The 17,152-nt window shown below is 51.1% G+C and carries 15 protein-coding genes; all 15 read left to right on the forward strand.

Annotated elements, in window-relative coordinates:
- The 15 genes from hemL (at position 1) to hydG (ending at position 17,088) form a co-directional block, all read left to right on the forward strand.
- Positions 1-1,272, forward strand: a complete 1,272-nt coding sequence (hemL, locus tag RHOM_RS04505; RefSeq protein WP_044024849.1) for a glutamate-1-semialdehyde 2,1-aminomutase — start codon at positions 1-3, stop codon at positions 1,270-1,272.
- 238 nt (positions 1,273-1,510) lie between these two features.
- Entirely contained in the window at positions 1,511-2,695 is a 1,185-nt protein-coding gene (gene nifS / locus RHOM_RS04510) for a cysteine desulfurase NifS (RefSeq protein WP_014079087.1), read from the forward strand.
- Between the two features lie 26 nt (positions 2,696-2,721).
- On the forward strand, positions 2,722-3,159 hold the full coding sequence (gene nifU, locus RHOM_RS04515) for a Fe-S cluster assembly scaffold protein NifU (protein WP_014079088.1): 438 nt from the start codon (positions 2,722-2,724) through the stop codon (positions 3,157-3,159).
- Between the two features lie 2 nt (positions 3,160-3,161).
- Positions 3,162-3,746 (forward strand): DUF3877 family protein, encoded by a 585-nt coding sequence (locus tag RHOM_RS04520; RefSeq protein WP_014079089.1) that lies wholly within the window; start codon positions 3,162-3,164, stop codon positions 3,744-3,746.
- Between the two features lies 1 nt (position 3,747).
- Positions 3,748-4,170, forward strand: a complete 423-nt coding sequence (locus tag RHOM_RS04525) for an RrF2 family transcriptional regulator (protein ID WP_014079090.1) — start codon at positions 3,748-3,750, stop codon at positions 4,168-4,170.
- A gap of 11 nt (positions 4,171-4,181) precedes the next feature.
- Positions 4,182-4,631 carry an RrF2 family transcriptional regulator gene (locus RHOM_RS04530; protein WP_014079091.1) on the forward strand — a complete coding sequence of 150 codons (450 nt, stop codon included), beginning with the start codon at positions 4,182-4,184 and terminating at the stop codon, positions 4,629-4,631.
- A gap of 339 nt (positions 4,632-4,970) precedes the next feature.
- Complete coding sequence (gene lepA / locus RHOM_RS04535; protein WP_014079092.1) at positions 4,971-6,782, forward strand: translation elongation factor 4; 1,812 nt, start codon at positions 4,971-4,973, stop codon at positions 6,780-6,782.
- A gap of 89 nt (positions 6,783-6,871) precedes the next feature.
- On the forward strand, positions 6,872-8,104 hold the full coding sequence (gene hemW, locus RHOM_RS04540) for a radical SAM family heme chaperone HemW (protein WP_014079093.1): 1,233 nt from the start codon (positions 6,872-6,874) through the stop codon (positions 8,102-8,104).
- A 111-nt stretch (positions 8,105-8,215) separates the two neighbouring features.
- On the forward strand, positions 8,216-9,877 hold the full coding sequence (locus tag RHOM_RS04545; protein ID WP_014079094.1) for an N-acetylmuramoyl-L-alanine amidase: 1,662 nt from the start codon (positions 8,216-8,218) through the stop codon (positions 9,875-9,877).
- A gap of 744 nt (positions 9,878-10,621) precedes the next feature.
- Positions 10,622-12,067, forward strand: a complete 1,446-nt coding sequence (locus tag RHOM_RS04555; RefSeq protein WP_014079096.1) for a methyl-accepting chemotaxis protein — start codon at positions 10,622-10,624, stop codon at positions 12,065-12,067.
- A gap of 62 nt (positions 12,068-12,129) precedes the next feature.
- Complete coding sequence (locus tag RHOM_RS04560; RefSeq protein WP_014079097.1) at positions 12,130-13,248, forward strand: metallophosphoesterase family protein; 1,119 nt, start codon at positions 12,130-12,132, stop codon at positions 13,246-13,248.
- A gap of 73 nt (positions 13,249-13,321) precedes the next feature.
- Positions 13,322-13,843, forward strand: a complete 522-nt coding sequence (locus RHOM_RS04565) for a GtrA family protein (protein WP_014079098.1) — start codon at positions 13,322-13,324, stop codon at positions 13,841-13,843.
- 440 nt (positions 13,844-14,283) lie between these two features.
- A complete protein-coding gene (locus tag RHOM_RS04570; protein ID WP_014079099.1) occupies positions 14,284-14,529 on the forward strand; it encodes a TM1266 family iron-only hydrogenase system putative regulator in 246 nt (81 codons plus the stop codon).
- 23 nt (positions 14,530-14,552) lie between these two features.
- Complete coding sequence (gene hydE / locus RHOM_RS04575; RefSeq protein WP_014079100.1) at positions 14,553-15,638, forward strand: [FeFe] hydrogenase H-cluster radical SAM maturase HydE; 1,086 nt, start codon at positions 14,553-14,555, stop codon at positions 15,636-15,638.
- Positions 15,639-15,663: 25 nt separating this feature from the next.
- Positions 15,664-17,088, forward strand: a complete 1,425-nt coding sequence (gene hydG / locus RHOM_RS04580) for a [FeFe] hydrogenase H-cluster radical SAM maturase HydG (protein ID WP_014079101.1) — start codon at positions 15,664-15,666, stop codon at positions 17,086-17,088.
- The last annotated feature ends 64 nt before the right edge of the window (positions 17,089-17,152 follow it).

Below are 17,152 nucleotides of genomic sequence, written 5' to 3' on the forward strand. Positions count from 1 at the left end.
ATGCAGTATACAGAATCAGAACGATTATTTGAGGCATCAAAAAAATGTATTCCGGGCGGCGTCAACAGTCCGGTGCGCGCCTATCAGGCGGTTCACCGGACGCCGGTCTTTGTGGAGCGGGCGAGCGGTTCCCACATCTATGATGTGGACGGCAACGCGTATATTGACTATGTGTGTTCTTGGGGACCGTGCATTCTGGGACATGCCTATCTGCGCGTAATAAAAGCCGTGCAGGCGGCGTGCGAGAACGGGCTGACATACGGGGCGCCGACAGGAAAGGAACTAAAGCTTGCAGAGCTGATCCGTTCCTGTATCCCGTCGATGGAAGTGTCCAGACTGGTAAGTTCCGGAACGGAGGCGACGATGAGCGCCATCCGTGTGGCGAGAGGATTTACGGGACGGGATAAGGTCGTGAAGTTCAGAGGATGCTATCACGGACATTCGGACGGACTTCTGGTAAAAGCCGGATCGGGAGCGCTCACACAGTCTGTACCGGACAGCAAGGGCGTGCCGGCGGATTATACGAAAAATACGCTGGTGGCGGAGTACAACCAGCCGGATTCGGTGCAGAAGCTCTTTGAGACGCAGGGAAAAGAGATCGCTGCGATCATCGTGGAGCCGGTGGCTGCCAATATGGGAGTCGTTTTGCCGGAGCCGGGATTTCTGGAATTTCTGCGAAAAATCACAGAAGATTACGGGGCACTGCTGATTTTTGATGAGGTAATCACCGGTTTTCGTCTTGGAATCGGCGGGGCGCAGGGATATTTTCATGTGACGCCGGATCTGACGACGCTCGGCAAGATCATCGGCGGCGGGATGCCGGTCGGCGCATACGGCGGCAGAAAAGAGATCATGGATATGGTTGCGCCGGTCGGACCGGTATACCAGGCGGGAACGCTTTCCGGCAACCCGATCGCAACGACGGCAGGCATAGAGACGCTTACCATCTTAAAAGAGACGCCGGAAATCTACACACAGATCGAAGCAAGTGCGAGGACGCTTGCGGAGGGCATGCGAGGACATTTTGGCGAAAGCGTCTGCGTGAATCAGATCGGATCGCTGATGAGCATTTTCTTTACTGCCCAGAAAGTAAAGGATTATGAGACTGCAACGTCCTCCGATATTTCCAGATATGCGGATTACTTTAATTATATGCTGGATCATCAGATATATCTGGCACCGTCGCAGTTCGAGGCAATGTTTGTCTCTGCGGCACATACGGCGGAGGATATCGCACAGACCTGTGAAGTCCTACGGGGATACGGAAGGTAATTTAAGGAATCGTATGCGGTGAAGAGAAAACTGGATTTTTTCGGAGAAACTGCAGGAAAGATGCATAAAGAGAGGATGTTACACCGTCGGGGCGGCTGTGCAACGTCCTCTTTTTGTATATAATGAAGTACAATATCTCCCGCAGGTATTTTGCAGTTGACAAATAAAAAAAATGATACTAGTATAAATCATATCATATGGGTATGATATGAAATAAAAAAGGAAATGGTACGAGAATATGGAAAAGAAACTTATTTACATGGATAACGCAGCTACCACACCGGTCAAACCGGAAGTGCTTGATGCAATGCTTCCGTACTTTACAGAGAAGTTCGGTAATCCATCCAGCATATACAGCATTTCTTCTGAGAATAAGAAAGCAATCACGGATGCCAGAGAGGTCATTGCGAAGACCATCAACACCACGCCGGAGAATATCTATTTTACCGCAGGTGGTTCCGAGTCTGACAACTGGGCATTAAAGGCAACGGCAGATGCCTATGCGTCCAAAGGAAAGCACATCATCACGACGAAGATCGAGCATCATGCGATTCTTCACACCTGTGAGTATCTGGAGACGAAAGGCTTCGAGATCACTTACCTGGATGTGGATGAGAACGGTCTGGTAAAGCTGGACGAGCTTACCGCAGCCATCCGTCCGGACACCATCTTAATCTCCGTGATGTTCGCGAACAACGAGATCGGAACCATCGAGCCGATTGCTGAGATCGGTAAGATCGCACATGAGCATGGCGTACTGTTCCACACAGATGCAGTACAGGCATACACACAGGTGCCGATCGATGTCGAGGCAATGAATATCGATATGATGAGCACCAGCGGTCACAAGATCAACGGACCGAAGGGAATCGGTTTCTTATATATCAGAAAAGGTGTGAAGATCAAATCCTTTATCCACGGCGGAGCACAGGAGCGCCACAGAAGAGCAGGTACCGAGAACGTAACCGGTATCATCGGTCTTGCAAAGGCAGCAGAGATCGCTACGGCCAACATGAAGGAGCGCACTGCGGAGGAGATCAAAGTCAGAGATCATTTGATCGAGCGCATCGAGAAGGAGATTCCGTATGCAAAGTTAAACGGAGACCGTGTGAAGCGTCTGCCGAACAACGTGAACTTCAGCTTCCAGTTCGTAGAGGGAGAGTCCATGCTGATTCTTCTGGATTCCAAGGGAATCTGCGCATCAAGCGGTTCTGCATGTACATCCGGTTCCCTGGATCCGTCCCATGTACTTCTGGCAATCGGACTGCCGCATGAGATTGCACACGGTTCTCTGCGTCTGACCATCAGCGACCAGATCACGATGGAGGATGCGGACTACGTCGTTGACAACTTAAAAGAGATTGTGAACCACTTAAGAGAGATGTCTCCGCTGTACGAGGATTTCATCAAGAAAAACAAATAATATAAAAAAGAAAGCAGGTATATGTTATGTATAGTGAAAAGGTTATGGATCATTTTCAGCACCCGAGAAATGTAGGAGAGATTGAGGACGCAAGCGGTGTCGGCACCGTCGGAAATGCAAAGTGCGGCGATATCATGCGTATGTATCTCGATATTGATGAGAACCAGGTTATCCGTGACTGCAAGTTCAAGACATTCGGCTGCGGCGCTGCTGTGGCAACCAGCAGTATGGCAACGGAGCTTGTAAAGGGCAAGACCATTTACGAGGCGCTGCAGATCACGAACAAGGCAGTTATGGAGGCGCTTGACGGACTTCCTCCTGTAAAGGTACACTGTTCTCTTCTCGCAGAGGAGGCAATTCATGCGGCACTCTGGGATTACGCAGAGAAGCATAACATCAAGATCGAAGGTCTTGAGAAGCCGAAGAACGATATCAGCGAAGGTCTGGAAGAGGAAGATTACTAAGAATGAATCGGCAGGATGAAGCGGACTATACGGCATTAAAAGAATATTTATGCGACATGATCTTAGAGGAACAGCTAAAGCTCGGCTATGAGCGTGAGACGATCCGGTTTTATTCACCATCGTCGTCAATCGGACATGTGTTAAAGCTGTCTGACCGCTCCAAGCCGGCGGTTCTTGCGGCGCTGGAGGGATTTGGCGCATATGCGGCGGATACCCTCGGTGAAGTGGCAGTATCTGGGGCGAGCGGCGGGAGAATCTGTTTTCTCATTCCTGCAGCGGGTGCGGAGTATGTGCATGCGCACGGCGTGGCGCATCCGTTCTTAAAGGATCTGATTGACTGCTTCGGCAGACATGATGTGACGAGAGAGCAGGTGTGGGAGCTGTTCCGGCACTATTCTAAGAGTGCTCGTATCATTGAGATCAAAAGCGATGAATTTGATGACGTGTGCTACTTTGAGGATGGCAATCCGGATTCTTATCTGTACTGCGTCAAGTTCGACGAGGGACATGCGTTTTATCACCGCTTCTTAAAAGAGGATTTTGAAGAGCTGTTCGGTGAAGCCAGCAGGATGAAAGGGGCCCGATAGCATGAAAATTACGACAAAGGGACGCTATGCGATCCACATACTGTACGATCTGGCGGTCAACGGCACGGAGCATCCGGTGTCGGTCAAGGAGATGGCAACGAGACAGGAGATTTCCGTCAAATATACAGAGCAGATCATTTCCATTCTGAACAAGGCGGGCTATGTTTCCAGCAGCCGGGGATTTCAGGGCGGCTACCGTCTGACGAAGCCGTTGGACGAATATGTGATCGGTGATATTCTGCGTCTGACGGAGGGATCGCTCGCGCCGGTCGAGTGTCTTGCGAACGCCGAGAATCCCTGCCCCAAACAGCAGAAATGCGCGACGATCATGCTCTGGGAAAAAGTCGATAAGGCGATCCGGGACGTGGTCGATCATGTGACATTGCAGGATCTTCTGGACTGGCAGAAGCAGGAAAGGTGTTAGTGTGAACGAATATGAAAATTTCTACAAAAGGCAGATATGCGCTGCGCCTGATGCTGGATCTGGCGATGAACGGTGAGAACAACGTTGTGCGCATTAAAGATATTGCGGAAAGACAGCAGATCTCAGACAAATATCTTGAGCAGATCATATCCGTATTGAACAAGGCAGGTTATGTGCGGAGCACCAGAGGACCGCAGGGCGGTTATTCGCTGCGGAAAGCACCGGAGGAATACACGGTTGGCGATATTTTGCGTCTGACGGAGGGATCGCTCGCGCCGGTTGCCTGCGTGGAGGAGGAAGGAAGTTGCGAACGCGAAGTGGATTGCGTTACCGTGGAGGTGTGGAAGCGGCTGAACCAGGCGATCAGCGATGTCGTGGATCATATCACACTGGCGGATCTGGTTGCACTGCAGGAAGAGAAGCGCGAGAAGAGCGGTCTTGACTTTGGAAAAGATATCTGAGTTATCATATGATACATAAAATAAGAAGAACCCCTGTTATGGTGTTTGCAGCCACCGTAGCAGGGGGTCTTCGCTTAAGAAGGGGGTTTTCTCGGTTTATTCACCAAAACCCATGCCGATAAATATCGACGTTGATATCATATCATATTCTGGGGAAAAATCCAGTGTAAAATTGTGAAATTTTGCTCATATATGCGCGGTTTGCAAATAAATTGCGTGGTTTTTGCGAACCGCGATTCCCTTGACGTTTTCCGGTTTTATCCCTTATAATATTGCAGATAAGTGATGCGTGTGGCTGCCGGAGGGCAGAAGTGATGCGCACCGGGCAGGAGGAAATGAATGTCGATTGACCAGAGTAAAATCAGAAATTTTTGTATCATAGCACATATCGATCACGGTAAATCTACACTTGCCGATCGTATTATAGAAAAAACAGGAACCTTGACCAGCAGGGAAATGCAGGCGCAGGTGTTAGATAACATGGATCTGGAGAGAGAGCGCGGAATTACGATCAAGTCGCAGGCGGTTCGCATTATCTACAAGGCGAACGACGGCGAGGAATATATTTTTAATCTGATCGATACCCCGGGACATGTCGATTTTAACTACGAGGTATCGAGAAGCCTTGCGGCATGCGACGGTGCGATTCTGGTCGTGGATGCGGCGCAGGGCGTGGAGGCACAGACCCTTGCGAATGTGTATCTTGCGTTAGACCATGATCTGGATGTAATGCCGGTCATCAACAAGGTCGACCTGCCGAGCGCGCAGCCGGACGAGGTCGTAAAGGAGATCGAGGACGTCATCGGAATCGAGGCGGAGGATGCGCCGCGCATTTCCGCAAAGACAGGACTCAATGTCGATCAGGTGTTAGAGCAGATCGTACAGAAGATTCCGGCGCCGGCCGGCGATCCAAAAGCGCCGCTTCAGGCGCTGATCTTTGACGCACTCTATGATTCCTACAAGGGTGTCATCGTGTTCTGCCGGATCAAGGAGGGCACGGTGCGGGTCGGCGATCCGATCCTTATGATGGCGACCGGGGCGCAGTCCGAAGTTACCGAGGTCGGTTACTTTGGAGCAGGGCAGTTCATTCCGTGTGACGAACTGTCTGCCGGCATGGTCGGCTACATCTGTGCGAGCATCAAAAATGTGCGGGATACCCGCGTGGGTGATACGGTGACGAACGCCGCACATCCGTGTGAGGAGCCGCTTCCGGGTTATAAAAAAGTCAATCCGATGGTATACTGCGGCATGTATCCGGCGGACAGTGCCAAATATCCGGATCTGCGCGATGCGTTGGAGAAGCTTCAGATCAACGATGCGTCGCTGCAGTATGAACCGGAGACGTCGCTGGCGCTGGGCTTCGGATTCCGCTGCGGTTTCTTAGGACTGCTTCATCTGGAGATCGTGCAGGAGCGTCTGGAGAGAGAGTTTCATCTGGATCTCGTGACGACGGCACCGGGCGTTATCTATAAGGTGCACAAGACGAACGGAGAGGTGATCGATCTGACGAACCCGTCTAATCTGCCGGATCCGTCCGAGATCGAGTATATGGAGGAACCGGTCGTTTCGGCGGAGATCATGGTGACGAGCGAGTATGTCGGCGCGATTATGACGCTTTGCCAGGAACGGCGCGGTGTATACAACGGTATGGAGTATCTGGAGGAGACCCGTGCGCTCATCAAGTACGATCTGCCGCTCAATGAGATCATCTACGATTTCTTTGACGCCTTAAAGTCCCGCTCGAGAGGATACGCTTCGTTCGACTATGAGCTGAAGGGCTATGAGCGTTCCGAGCTTGTGAAGCTGGATATTCTGATTAACAAGGAGCAGGTGGACGCGCTCTCGTTCATCGTCTTTAAGGACAGTGCTTACGACAGGGGCAGAAAGATGTGCGAGAAGTTAAAGGAAGAGATTCCGAGACATCTGTTTGAGATTCCGATCCAGGCGGCAGTCGGCGGCAAGGTGATTGCCCGTGAGACAGTCAAGGCGCTGCGCAAGGATGTGCTTGCAAAGTGCTACGGCGGCGATATTTCGCGTAAGAAAAAGCTTTTAGAGAAGCAGAAGGAAGGCAAGAAGCGCATGCGTCAGGTCGGAAATGTAGAGATTCCGCAGGAGGCATTCATGAGCGTCTTGAAGCTGGATGAAGATTAAAGGAACAGATCGGAAAATGCAGCGTCAGTGATGGCAGTGTCAGGAATATTTTTGGGAAAGGAGCGGCGTGTGGAGTGAGTCAGAAAACAATGGAATTGTACATTCATATTCCGTTTTGCGTCAAAAAATGCCAGTATTGTGATTTCCTTTCCTTTGCGGCGGACGAGGCAACGCAGGCAGCCTACGTGGAGGCGCTGCTCCGGGAGATTGCGTATTACGGACCGCATTGCAGCGACTACCTGGTATCGACGGTATATATCGGCGGCGGCACGCCATCGTGGCTCACAGAGGAGTGGATGGCACAGATTATGTCGGCGGTTCGCCGGTCGTTTCGTCTGGCGTCGGATGCGGAAATATCCATTGAGTGCAATCCGGGAACCGTCACCGATCACAAGTTTGCCGGCTACCGGAATGCGGGAATCAACCGGATCAGCATCGGCCTGCAGTCGGCTGTGGATGAGGAATTAAAGATTCTCGGGCGGATTCACACGTTTGACCAGTTCCTGAAGACTTACGAGCTGGCGCGCAAAAACGGATTCGACAATGTCAATGTGGATATTATGAGTTCTCTTCCGGGACAGACGGCAGAGAGTTTTGCCCGCACCCTGCAGCAGCTTCTGTGGCTGAAACCGGAGCATATTTCCGCCTATTCCCTGATCATTGAGAAGGGGACGCCATTTTACGATCTGTATAAGTTTGACGCGGTCAAGCAGCAGGCGGGAATGCAGACGGTGGCGCTGCCGACGGAGGATGAAGTGTACCGGATGACCAAGCTGACCGAGCAGGTGCTTGCGGAAGCGGGATATGTGCACTATGAGGTTTCTAATTTTGCAAAACCGGGTTATGCGTGCCGGCACAATATCGGCTACTGGGAGCGGGAGAATTATCTGGGACTGGGGCTTGGCGCGTCGTCTCTGATGGAGAATATCCGCTACAGCAACACGCGGGAATTGTATGTGTATCTGGAAGAAACCAGACATATTCGTGAGGGTATCTGGGAGAATGAGATAACGGATAGCCAGGGGAGCGGCGCATCCGGCAGGGTGGAACAGCTTCCGGCCACGAATCTGCATGCTTCGGCAGAGCGCATTACACGAAAAGGGCAGATGGAAGAGTTTATGTTTTTAGGACTCCGCATGATGGAGGGAATTTCCAGGGAACGTTTTGCACAGACGTTTGGAACACAGATTGAGGCAGTGTATCAGGAGGTGCTGCTGCATCTTACGGAGGAAGGACTGCTCGAAAAACGCGCGGGGAGGATTTATTTGACGGAACGCGGGCAGGATGTGAGCAATTACGCTCTGGCACAGTTTTTACTTTAGAACGATGAATCCGGACGGATTCATATTAAGAAATTCTTCATAAAGATTCATTCGCGTTTTCACGGAAAGAGGACTAAAATAGAATCGTAGGAATCCAAGGAGTGAAGTGATGTGAATGTAACAAAGAGACAGAAAAGACGAATTCGGAATCTGGTATGTATACAGTACAGTATTGTGAAAATGCTGCTCGTGATCGCAGGGTTTGAACTGTTGGGACGGGGGCTGTCCCTGATGCAGGGAACGCAGTCTGCAACGCAGGAGATTGAGGGAGAGGTAATCTGGTCGGAGGAGACGAAAACAGAGGAGAATCCCCTGATCGTGTGCGTGGATGCCGGACATGGCGGAAAAGACAACGGCTCCGATTATAAGGGGCGTTATGAGAAGGATGATAATTTAAAGCTGGCACAGGCTGTGTCAGCTTATTTGGCTGATAAAAATGTAAAAGTGGTTATGACGAGGTCGGATGACACGTTTTTGCGCCTGTCAGAGCGGTGCGGGATTGCCAATCAGAGCGGTGCGGATTATATGCTGTCGCTGCACCGCAATGACGGCGAGGGTAACGGCGTAGAGACCTGGATCTCGGCGAGTGGTTCGGAGGAGACGGATGCCCTCGCAAACCACATTATGGAAGTGCTGGATACGGCGGGAATCCAGAGAAACCGCGGCGTGAAAAAGGGAACCCAGACTGGAGAATCCTCCAATTATTATATCAATGTACATTCGGACATGCCGTCCTGCATCGTCGAGATGGGATTTATCAACGATGCATCCGATAACCAGCTTTTCGATGAAAAGCTGGATGCGTACGCTGCCGCCATCGGTGACGCAGTGCTTGCAACGGCGGAGACATACCGTGCCAACAAGGTTACGGATGGAAACGGTCAGGGCGCAGGCGAAGCGGGAAGCGGCACCGGAGACGGTCAAGGTACGGATGGAACGGGAGACGGCGCCGGAGACGATCAGGGCACGGATGGAACGGGAAATGACACCGGAGACGGACAGAGGGCGGACCAAACAGGAAGCAGCACCGGAGACGGTCAGAGTGCTGCAGGTGGAAATGCGGCGGTGCAGACGATTGCGCTTGACGGGCTGGATACCACCGTGCAGAGCTGGGGGCTGGGAAGCCACACCGATGCGGACAACCGCCCGAACGATGCAGTCAGTGCGCAGCAGAAGTATGGGGATTACCATGCGCTTTTCATTGGAGAGAATACAAAGACCCTCTATCTGACTTTTGATGAGGGATATGAATACGGGTACACGGAATCCATTCTGGATACGCTTAAGGAAAAGGGCGTGCATGCCGTCTTTTTTGTCACGGAGCCTTATGCAAAGGCGGAACCGGCACTGGTGCAGCGCATGATTGACGAGGGGCATGTAGTCGGCAATCACAGTGTGACGCACCCGTCGGCGGGAATCCCTTCGCTGACAGTGGAACAGCAGCAGGAAGAGGTCATGGGAAACCACCAGTATATCAAAGATACCTTTGGATATGAGATGAATCTGTTCCGCTATCCTGCGGGAAAGTTCAGTGAGCAGTCGCTCGCCGTTGTAAATAACTGCGGATACGAGAGCGTGTTCTGGAGTTTTGCCTACCTGGATTACGATGTGGACAACCAGCCGGATCAGGCGGAAAGCCTGCAGAAGATGAAAAATAAGATGCACCCGGGAGCCATCTATCTGCTGCATGCGGAGTCGGCAACAAATGCGGCGGTGCTGGGAGATCTGATCGATGCGGCGCAGACGCAGGGGTATTCGTTTGGAACGTTGTAATGCGTGGCGCGTGAAAAAAGGTTTACATAATGACGAAAAACGAGCTTTGGACGGGCTGTGTGACTGATTTTCGTGCGCTGGATGCGGGGAGGAAGAAAAGTTGGGGCTGGGAGCCTGATTTTCGTGCGCTGGACTTGGGAAGGAAGAAAAGCCGGGTCTGGGAGCCCATTTTTCGTGCGCTAGACACTTGCGGGAGGAAAAGAAGTTTACATAACGCCAAAAACAAGTCATGGTCGGGTCTGGGAGAAAGAAAATGCCGCGCCAGACCCGGGAAGAAAGACAAGCCGGGTCCGAGAGACTGATTTTCACGCGCTAGACCCTTGCGGGAGAGAAAGAAGTTTACATAACGCCGAAAAATAAGTCGTAGCCGGGTCTGGAAGAAGGAAAACGCCACGTTAGACCCGAAAAAGAAGAAAAGATCACGCCGCCTAGGGGTTGCAGAAACTGTTGTCCGTCCCAGAATTTACCGAAAACATCGTGTCAACCTCAGGATTTACCGAAAAAGCCTGAAGTTACCGAAAAAGCCTGAAGTTGCAATATTGTTCTTGATCTGATCTTGCGGTATAATGAACTCTGACGAGTTCATATTGTGCGCAGAAAGCAGCGCAAAAAGATGACATAATGAATCCTACCGGATTCATATTAGAAGTTCCGGTGGAACTTCGGATGTGCAGAAAGCAGCGCAAAAAGATGATATAATAGACGCGTACATGATGATAGGTTTTCTTTAGAAGGGAACATGATATGGAAAAATTGCACAGGCAGAATTTGGTTATTGTCTGGTGCTCGATTATTGCACTTAGCCTTGTTTCTTTGATGGGATACGGATTTACCGTGCTTGCAATCCGTGGAATTGCAATTCTGGTAGTTGCGGGAATTATTTCTACGATTGGATGTTACCTTCCGATTGACGATGCGAAAAAAGTGCTGATTCTTGTATTTCCGCCGGCGATCGGTACGCTGTTGTATTCGTGGGTATATGGTGGCAATTCGATTCCGTATCTGGCGAATTTTGTACTTTTAGCGATGACAACTTCCTATTTTATGGAGTCGGTTATCATCTATTTCGCAGTGCCGTTTGCCGTTATTTCGGTCGTATTCATGGCTTTCAGCCCCGAGACCATCGCGGGAATTGACTACACGATGGCCGGGGTCGTGACGCGTATATTTTTGTTTATCGTGACAGCGATCCTGCTTTATTTTGCGACGAAGCGCGGTGCGGGTGTTGTGAAGAAAACGGAAGAGACGCTTTCCATCGTTCAGAACAATGCGAAAGTCGCCAATACGATTTCAGCGAATCTGAACACCACGATCCACAAGAGTATGAGTTCAGTGCATGCGCTTGCGGACGGCAGCTCCAGCGTGAAATCGGCGGCATCGCAGATGGGGCAGGTGGTTGAGGATACTGCTAATGCAACTGTCAGCGTGATGGATAAAATTAATGCGGCAACAACAGAGATTAACCGGAACCATGAACTGGCAGTTTCTCTGGATCAGGGATTTCAGAAGGTGCAGAGTGCGGTAGAAAAAGGAAACGGAGCGATACAGACGGCAAAGAGTTCCATTCTTTCCATGGAGGAGACCGTCGATTCCGCGCGCCAATCGACCGATTCGCTGCTTACCGAGATGAACCGGATCACATCGATTCTCGGAGAGATCAATTCCATTGCATCCCAGACGAATCTGTTGTCGTTAAATGCATCTATTGAGGCGGCGCGTGCGGGAGAACACGGAAGAGGATTTGCGGTGGTTGCAGATGAGATCCGCGCGCTGTCAGAAGAGAGTGCCAAGGCGGCGAACAACATTCAGGAGATTTTGACCTGGCTGACGGATACGACCGGGCAGATCTCAAAAGAAATCACGGCGGGCACCGATGCTGCTTCCGCGAGTGTGGAGCTGGTCGGCGGATTGATGGATTATTTTAGTAACATCAATGATGCGACGGATGAGGCGAGCCAGATTGTCGATGAAGAATATAAGATCATTGAACATGTGAAGGAACACTTTGGAAATATCCAGCAGGAGATCGAGACGCTGGTGGCAACCTCAGAGGAAAATTCTGCAACCATCCAGAATATCACGGACACAATCACGTCGCAGAATGATTCCATCCGCAGCATTTCGGCTGAAATCGATGAGATTTCATCATTATCGGCAGATCTGGAACAGCATTTTTGGGAAGATAACTAAGAAAAGGTCAAGGGAGACATGCAGGGGCGCAGTCTCCCTTTTTTACACCACGGAGAATAAGGATGAAATTGAGATTTCAAAAAGACGGTACTTTTAAAATCATGCAGATTACAGATATGCAGGAAATTCCCGCAATATCGAAAGACACGATCGCGCTGATGGAGCGGGCGGTTCTGGAGGAGCAGCCGGATCTTGTCGTCTACACTGGTGATCAGATCAAGGGCTATGGTGTGACTTACAAGGGAAAAGGAGAGGAGCTGGAGCGGGAGGTAGCACAGACGATTGGAAAATTATTAGAGCCGGTGACAAAGCGTGGCATTCCGTTTGCAGTGACATTTGGTAATCATGACTGCCAGGTCGGGATTTCCAATCAGGATCAGTTCTATCATATTTACAAAAGGCTTCCGAATTGCATCGGGGAGCAGGCAGAAGGGATTGACGGGGGAGGAACCTGTGCCATTCCCATCGAGGCATCCGACGGAAGCGGGCGGGATGTGTTTGAACTATATCTGTTTGACAGCGGAACGGATGCCAGGGAGGGCGGCTATGAGGCATTCGATCCGAAGATCATTGCGTGGTACCGCAAACAGCGGGAAGACCTTCGGGAGAAAAATGGAATGTATGTGCCGTCCATCGTATTTCAGCATATCCCGATGCGCGAATATTATGAGGTGTTAAAGCTTGTTGACCGTGGGGAAAAAGGTGCGGTGCGCGCTTATCGGACACATAAGAACGAATATTATAAGCTGGGAGAAACCTGCGGCGCCGGGGATATTTTTCTGGAACCGCCGTCGGTACCGGACGTCAATACCGGGGAATTTGAGGCGCTTTCGGAGTGCGGGGAAGTGCTTGCGGCATTTGTCGGACACGATCATAAAAACAACTTCGTGGGGCGTTACCGGAACATTGTGCTTGGATTTACACCGTCCGCGGGATTTAATGTCTACGGCAACCGTACGAAGCGCGGCGTGCGCTGTATTGTATTGAGCGAAAAAAAGCCGTGTGAATACCATACTTATACCAGAACGTATGAGGAACTGGTGGGGAAAAAAGTGTCACGCCCGGTATTTGACTATCTGACCAGCAAAGCACCTGCCACGTTTGAGGCGGCGATTCCGATGATTTTAAAAGCGGTGCTGTTTCTGGCACTTGTGATTGTGCTGGCAGTCTTGTTGTTGTAGAGGGATGGGGAAAGCACCCGGCAGAACAAGGGCAGCCCGGTAAGAAAAATACCGTGCAGAAAAGGAGAAAACAATGGGTGAGATACGACAGGAGAAAAGCGGATTTACGGCGTGGACCGACAGACATGCGGAACTGTGGAAGTTTATGAAGTTCCTGCTTGCGGGAGGCGGTTCCAACATGGTTGAGCTGGCGGTGCATATGCTGCTTTTAAACACAGTATTTGCTGCGCTTACGGTGGAACCGGTAACCGCGCATTTTCTCAACCTGATCGGCATTACGTCAAAGGGATATCTGTATACCTATATGATTTCAACGACCGTGGGTTATACGATTGCGTTTATATTGAACCGCAAGATTACTTTTAATGCGGACGCCAATCCGGCAGTCAGCATGATGCTCTATGCGGTCATGGTACTGTTCACAATCTTTGCAAATGGCTGGATTGGATCGGCGATGACGACCTGGGCGAGGGAAAACGATCTGACGGGGAATCTGTGCGACATGGCAATCAAGGTGATCGGAATGCTGATCCCGATGCTCTGGACGTATCCGTGTAACCGATTTTTGATCCACCGGAAAAAGAAAAGATTGTGAATTGTTTCACAAAAAATACAACGAAAGATCTTGAAAGGGAACAGACTTCATGATACGCTGAAACAGCATTGCAGTGAGATACGTTCTTGCTGTCTTGCCTTAACAAAAGTCTCTGACGCCAAAAGCAGTGCCTGCGGCGGAAGATATGGCGGTCATGAAAGAGTCTGCATCTGGTCTGTGTGTGCGGAGCAGATGCTGTAGATAGGATACCGGCGGGATATTCCATGCCCTGTAGGGCAGGTTCTGCCGTGTATTTCCAGCGAGTGCCGTATCTGAGGGGAGATTTCAGATACGGTTTTTTTATGTAATAGGAAACTTCGTTCCTATTATATAAAAACTCTTCGGGGATCGCACTGCGGCGGAGACGAAAGATGTCGCAAGAGCGACCCGCCGCAGGCGGAGAATCCTGCAGGCAGGATTCTTTTTTATTAGGAGAAAATATGGAGACAAGAATTGCACTTATCGGTATCATTGTGGAAAGCACCGAGTCCGTGGAGCAGCTCAATCATCTGCTGCACGAATACGGGAGCCATATCATCGGCAGAATGGGAATCCCTTACCGGGAAAAAAATGTTCACATTATCAGCGTTGCCATCGATGCACCGCAGGATGTCATCAATGCACTGTCGGGAAAGATCGGACGGCTGGCGGGAATCACGGCAAAGACCGTCTATTCCAATGTATAAGCGTCTGCGGAATGGAGATTTATATGACACACGAGGAAAAAATCATAGAGCACCTGAAGACGGAGAAGATGCTGTCGGTGGGTGAACTGGACTGTCTACTTACAACAGAAGATACAGAGACAGTCGAGAAGCTTAAGGCTGAGGCGAGAATGGCGGCACAGTCGGTATACGGAAAACAGATCTATATCCGCGGGCTGATCGAGTTCACCAACTACTGTAAAAATGACTGCTATTACTGCGGCATCCGCAGGGGCAATGCATGTGCCGAGCGCTACCGCCTCACAGAGGAGCAGATCCTCACCTGCTGCGCGGCGGGGTATGAGCTTGGATTCCGCACCTTTGTCCTGCAGGGCGGAGAAGACCCCTATTTTACAGATGAGAAGATCTGCGGTCTGGTGTCTGCGATCAAGCGGGCATACCCGGACTGTGCAGTGACACTCTCGATCGGGGAAAAAGAAAGAGCGAGTTATCAGGCATATTTTGACGCGGGCGCAGACCGGTATCTGCTCAGGCATGAGACGGCGGATACGGTGCACTACGGAAAGCTGCACCCGGAGGAAATGTCCCTTAAAAACCGGATGCGCTGTCTGCGGGATCTAAAGGAGATCGGATATCAGACCGGCTGCGGCTTTATGGTGGGCTCACCGTATCAGACCACGGAGACGCTGTATGAAGATCTGATGTTTATTAAGGAGCTCGGACCCGCCATGGTGGGAATCGGGCCGTTCATCCCGCAGAAGGACACGCCGTTTGGCGGGGAGACTGCGGGGACGTTGGAGATGACCCTGCGGCTGCTTTCCATCCTGCGGCTGATGAATCCGCATGTGCTGCTTCCGGCGACGACGGCGCTCGGCACGATCCACCCGCAGGGAAGGGAAATGGGAATTCTGTCCGGCGCCAATGTGGTGATGCCGAATCTCTCGCCGGTTTCCGTGCGGGAAAAATATAAGCTTTACGACAATAAGATCTGCACGGGGGATGAGGCGGCAGAATGTCGTTTCTGCATGCAGAGGCGGATGGAGAGCATCGGCTATGAAGTGGTTACCGACCGCGGGGATTACCGTCCTGCGGTTTACAATAAAAATAAAAACACTGACCGGGAAGCATGAACTGACCGGAAAGAAAGGAAAAATTATGTACAAGTATGACGCAAAATCATTAAAAGCAGAGGAATTTATCAACGATGAGGAGATCCGGGAGACGCTTGCCTACGCGGATGCGAACAAGGACAATGTGGAGCTGATCGACGCGATCATCGCAAAAGCGGGAGAGCGCAAGGGCTTAAATCACAGAGAGGCATCGGTGCTGCTCGCCTGTCAGATTCCGGAAAAAATCGAGGAAGTCTATGCGCTGGCGCAGCAGATCAAGAAAGACTTTTACGGCAACCGTATTGTGCTGTTTGCACCGCTGTATCTTTCCAACTACTGTGTGAACGGCTGTGTATACTGCCCGTATCACCTGAAAAACAAGCACATAGCCAGAAAGAAGCTGACACAGGAGGAGATCGTGAAGGAAGTCACGGCACTTCAGGACATGGGGCACAAGCGTCTGGCAATCGAGGCCGGCGAAGATCCGGTGAACAATCCGATCGAATATATTCTGGAGTGTATTCAGACGATCTACAGTATCAAGCACAAAAACGGAGCCATCCGCCGTGTCAACGTCAATATTGCGGCGACGACGGTCGAGAACTACCGCAAGTTAAAAGAAGCCGGAATCGGAACCTACATCCTGTTTCAGGAGACCTACCACAAGGAGAGTTATGAGAACCTGCATCCGACCGGACCGAAGCATGATTACGCGTACCACACGGAGGCAATGGACCGTGCGATGGAGGGCGGCATCGATGATGTCGGACTGGGCGTGTTGTTCGGACTGGAGATGTACCGCTATGAATTTGCCGGACTTCTGATGCATGCGGAGCATCTGGAAGCCGTGCACGGCGTCGGACCGCACACGATCAGCGTGCCGCGTGTCAAACATGCCGATGACATTGATCCGACTGCTTTTGACAACGGTATCAGCGATGATATTTTTGCAAAGATCTGTGCGCTCATCCGCATCTCGGTGCCGTATACGGGAATGATCATCTCCACACGCGAGAGTCAGGCAGTGCGTGAGAAAGTGCTCCCGCTCGGCGTATCGCAGATCAGCGGTGCATCGAGAACGAGTGTCGGCGGTTATGCCGAGCCGGAGCCGGAGGAGGAGAATTCCGAGCAGTTTGACGTCAGCGATCAGCGTACCTTAGATGAGGTCGTGAACTGGCTGATGAAAATGGGCTATATTCCGAGCTTCTGCACCGCATGTTACCGCGAGGGTAGAACCGGTGACCGTTTTATGGCGCTCTGCAAAAATATGCAGATCTTAAACTGCTGTCATCCGAACGCGCTCATGACCTTAAAAGAATACCTCGAGGATTATGCGGGCGAGGAGACGAAAAAGATCGGTATGGAACTGATTGACCGTGAGCTTGAGAAGATTCCGAATCCGAAGGTAAAGCAGACCGCCTACGAGCACATTCATGATATTGCAGAGGGAAAGAGAGACTTCCGCTTCTGATAGCCGGAAGCGATGCTGGGATCGGGCAGCCGCTGGAAGCCGGATATGGATGTAATACGGACAA

The sequence above is a fragment of the Roseburia hominis A2-183 genome, from assembly GCF_000225345.1.
Classification (GTDB): Bacteria; Bacillota; Clostridia; order Lachnospirales; family Lachnospiraceae; genus Roseburia; species Roseburia hominis.

What these genes read in the sequence shown, in the direction of transcription:
- RHOM_RS04570 (WP_014079099.1), top strand. Translation starts at nt 14,284, where the DNA reads ATGGAGACAAGAATTGCACTTATCGGTATCATTGTGGAAAGCACCGAG.
- RHOM_RS04530 (WP_014079091.1), top strand. Translation starts at nt 4,182, where the DNA reads ATGAAAATTTCTACAAAAGGCAGATATGCGCTGCGCCTGATGCTGGAT.
- RHOM_RS04525 (WP_014079090.1), top strand. Translation starts at nt 3,748, where the DNA reads ATGAAAATTACGACAAAGGGACGCTATGCGATCCACATACTGTACGAT.
- RHOM_RS04520 (WP_014079089.1), top strand. Translation starts at nt 3,162, where the DNA reads ATGAATCGGCAGGATGAAGCGGACTATACGGCATTAAAAGAATATTTA.
- RHOM_RS04555 (WP_014079096.1), top strand. Translation starts at nt 10,622, where the DNA reads ATGGAAAAATTGCACAGGCAGAATTTGGTTATTGTCTGGTGCTCGATT.
- RHOM_RS04565 (WP_014079098.1), top strand. Translation starts at nt 13,322, where the DNA reads ATGGGTGAGATACGACAGGAGAAAAGCGGATTTACGGCGTGGACCGAC.
- lepA (WP_014079092.1), top strand. Translation starts at nt 4,971, where the DNA reads ATGTCGATTGACCAGAGTAAAATCAGAAATTTTTGTATCATAGCACAT.
- hemL (WP_044024849.1), top strand. Translation starts at nt 1, where the DNA reads ATGCAGTATACAGAATCAGAACGATTATTTGAGGCATCAAAAAAATGT.
- nifS (WP_014079087.1), top strand. Translation starts at nt 1,511, where the DNA reads ATGGAAAAGAAACTTATTTACATGGATAACGCAGCTACCACACCGGTC.
- hemW (WP_014079093.1), top strand. Translation starts at nt 6,872, where the DNA reads ATGGAATTGTACATTCATATTCCGTTTTGCGTCAAAAAATGCCAGTAT.
- hydG (WP_014079101.1), top strand. Translation starts at nt 15,664, where the DNA reads ATGTACAAGTATGACGCAAAATCATTAAAAGCAGAGGAATTTATCAAC.
- RHOM_RS04560 (WP_014079097.1), top strand. Translation starts at nt 12,130, where the DNA reads ATGAAATTGAGATTTCAAAAAGACGGTACTTTTAAAATCATGCAGATT.
- hydE (WP_014079100.1), top strand. Translation starts at nt 14,553, where the DNA reads ATGACACACGAGGAAAAAATCATAGAGCACCTGAAGACGGAGAAGATG.
- nifU (WP_014079088.1), top strand. Translation starts at nt 2,722, where the DNA reads ATGTATAGTGAAAAGGTTATGGATCATTTTCAGCACCCGAGAAATGTA.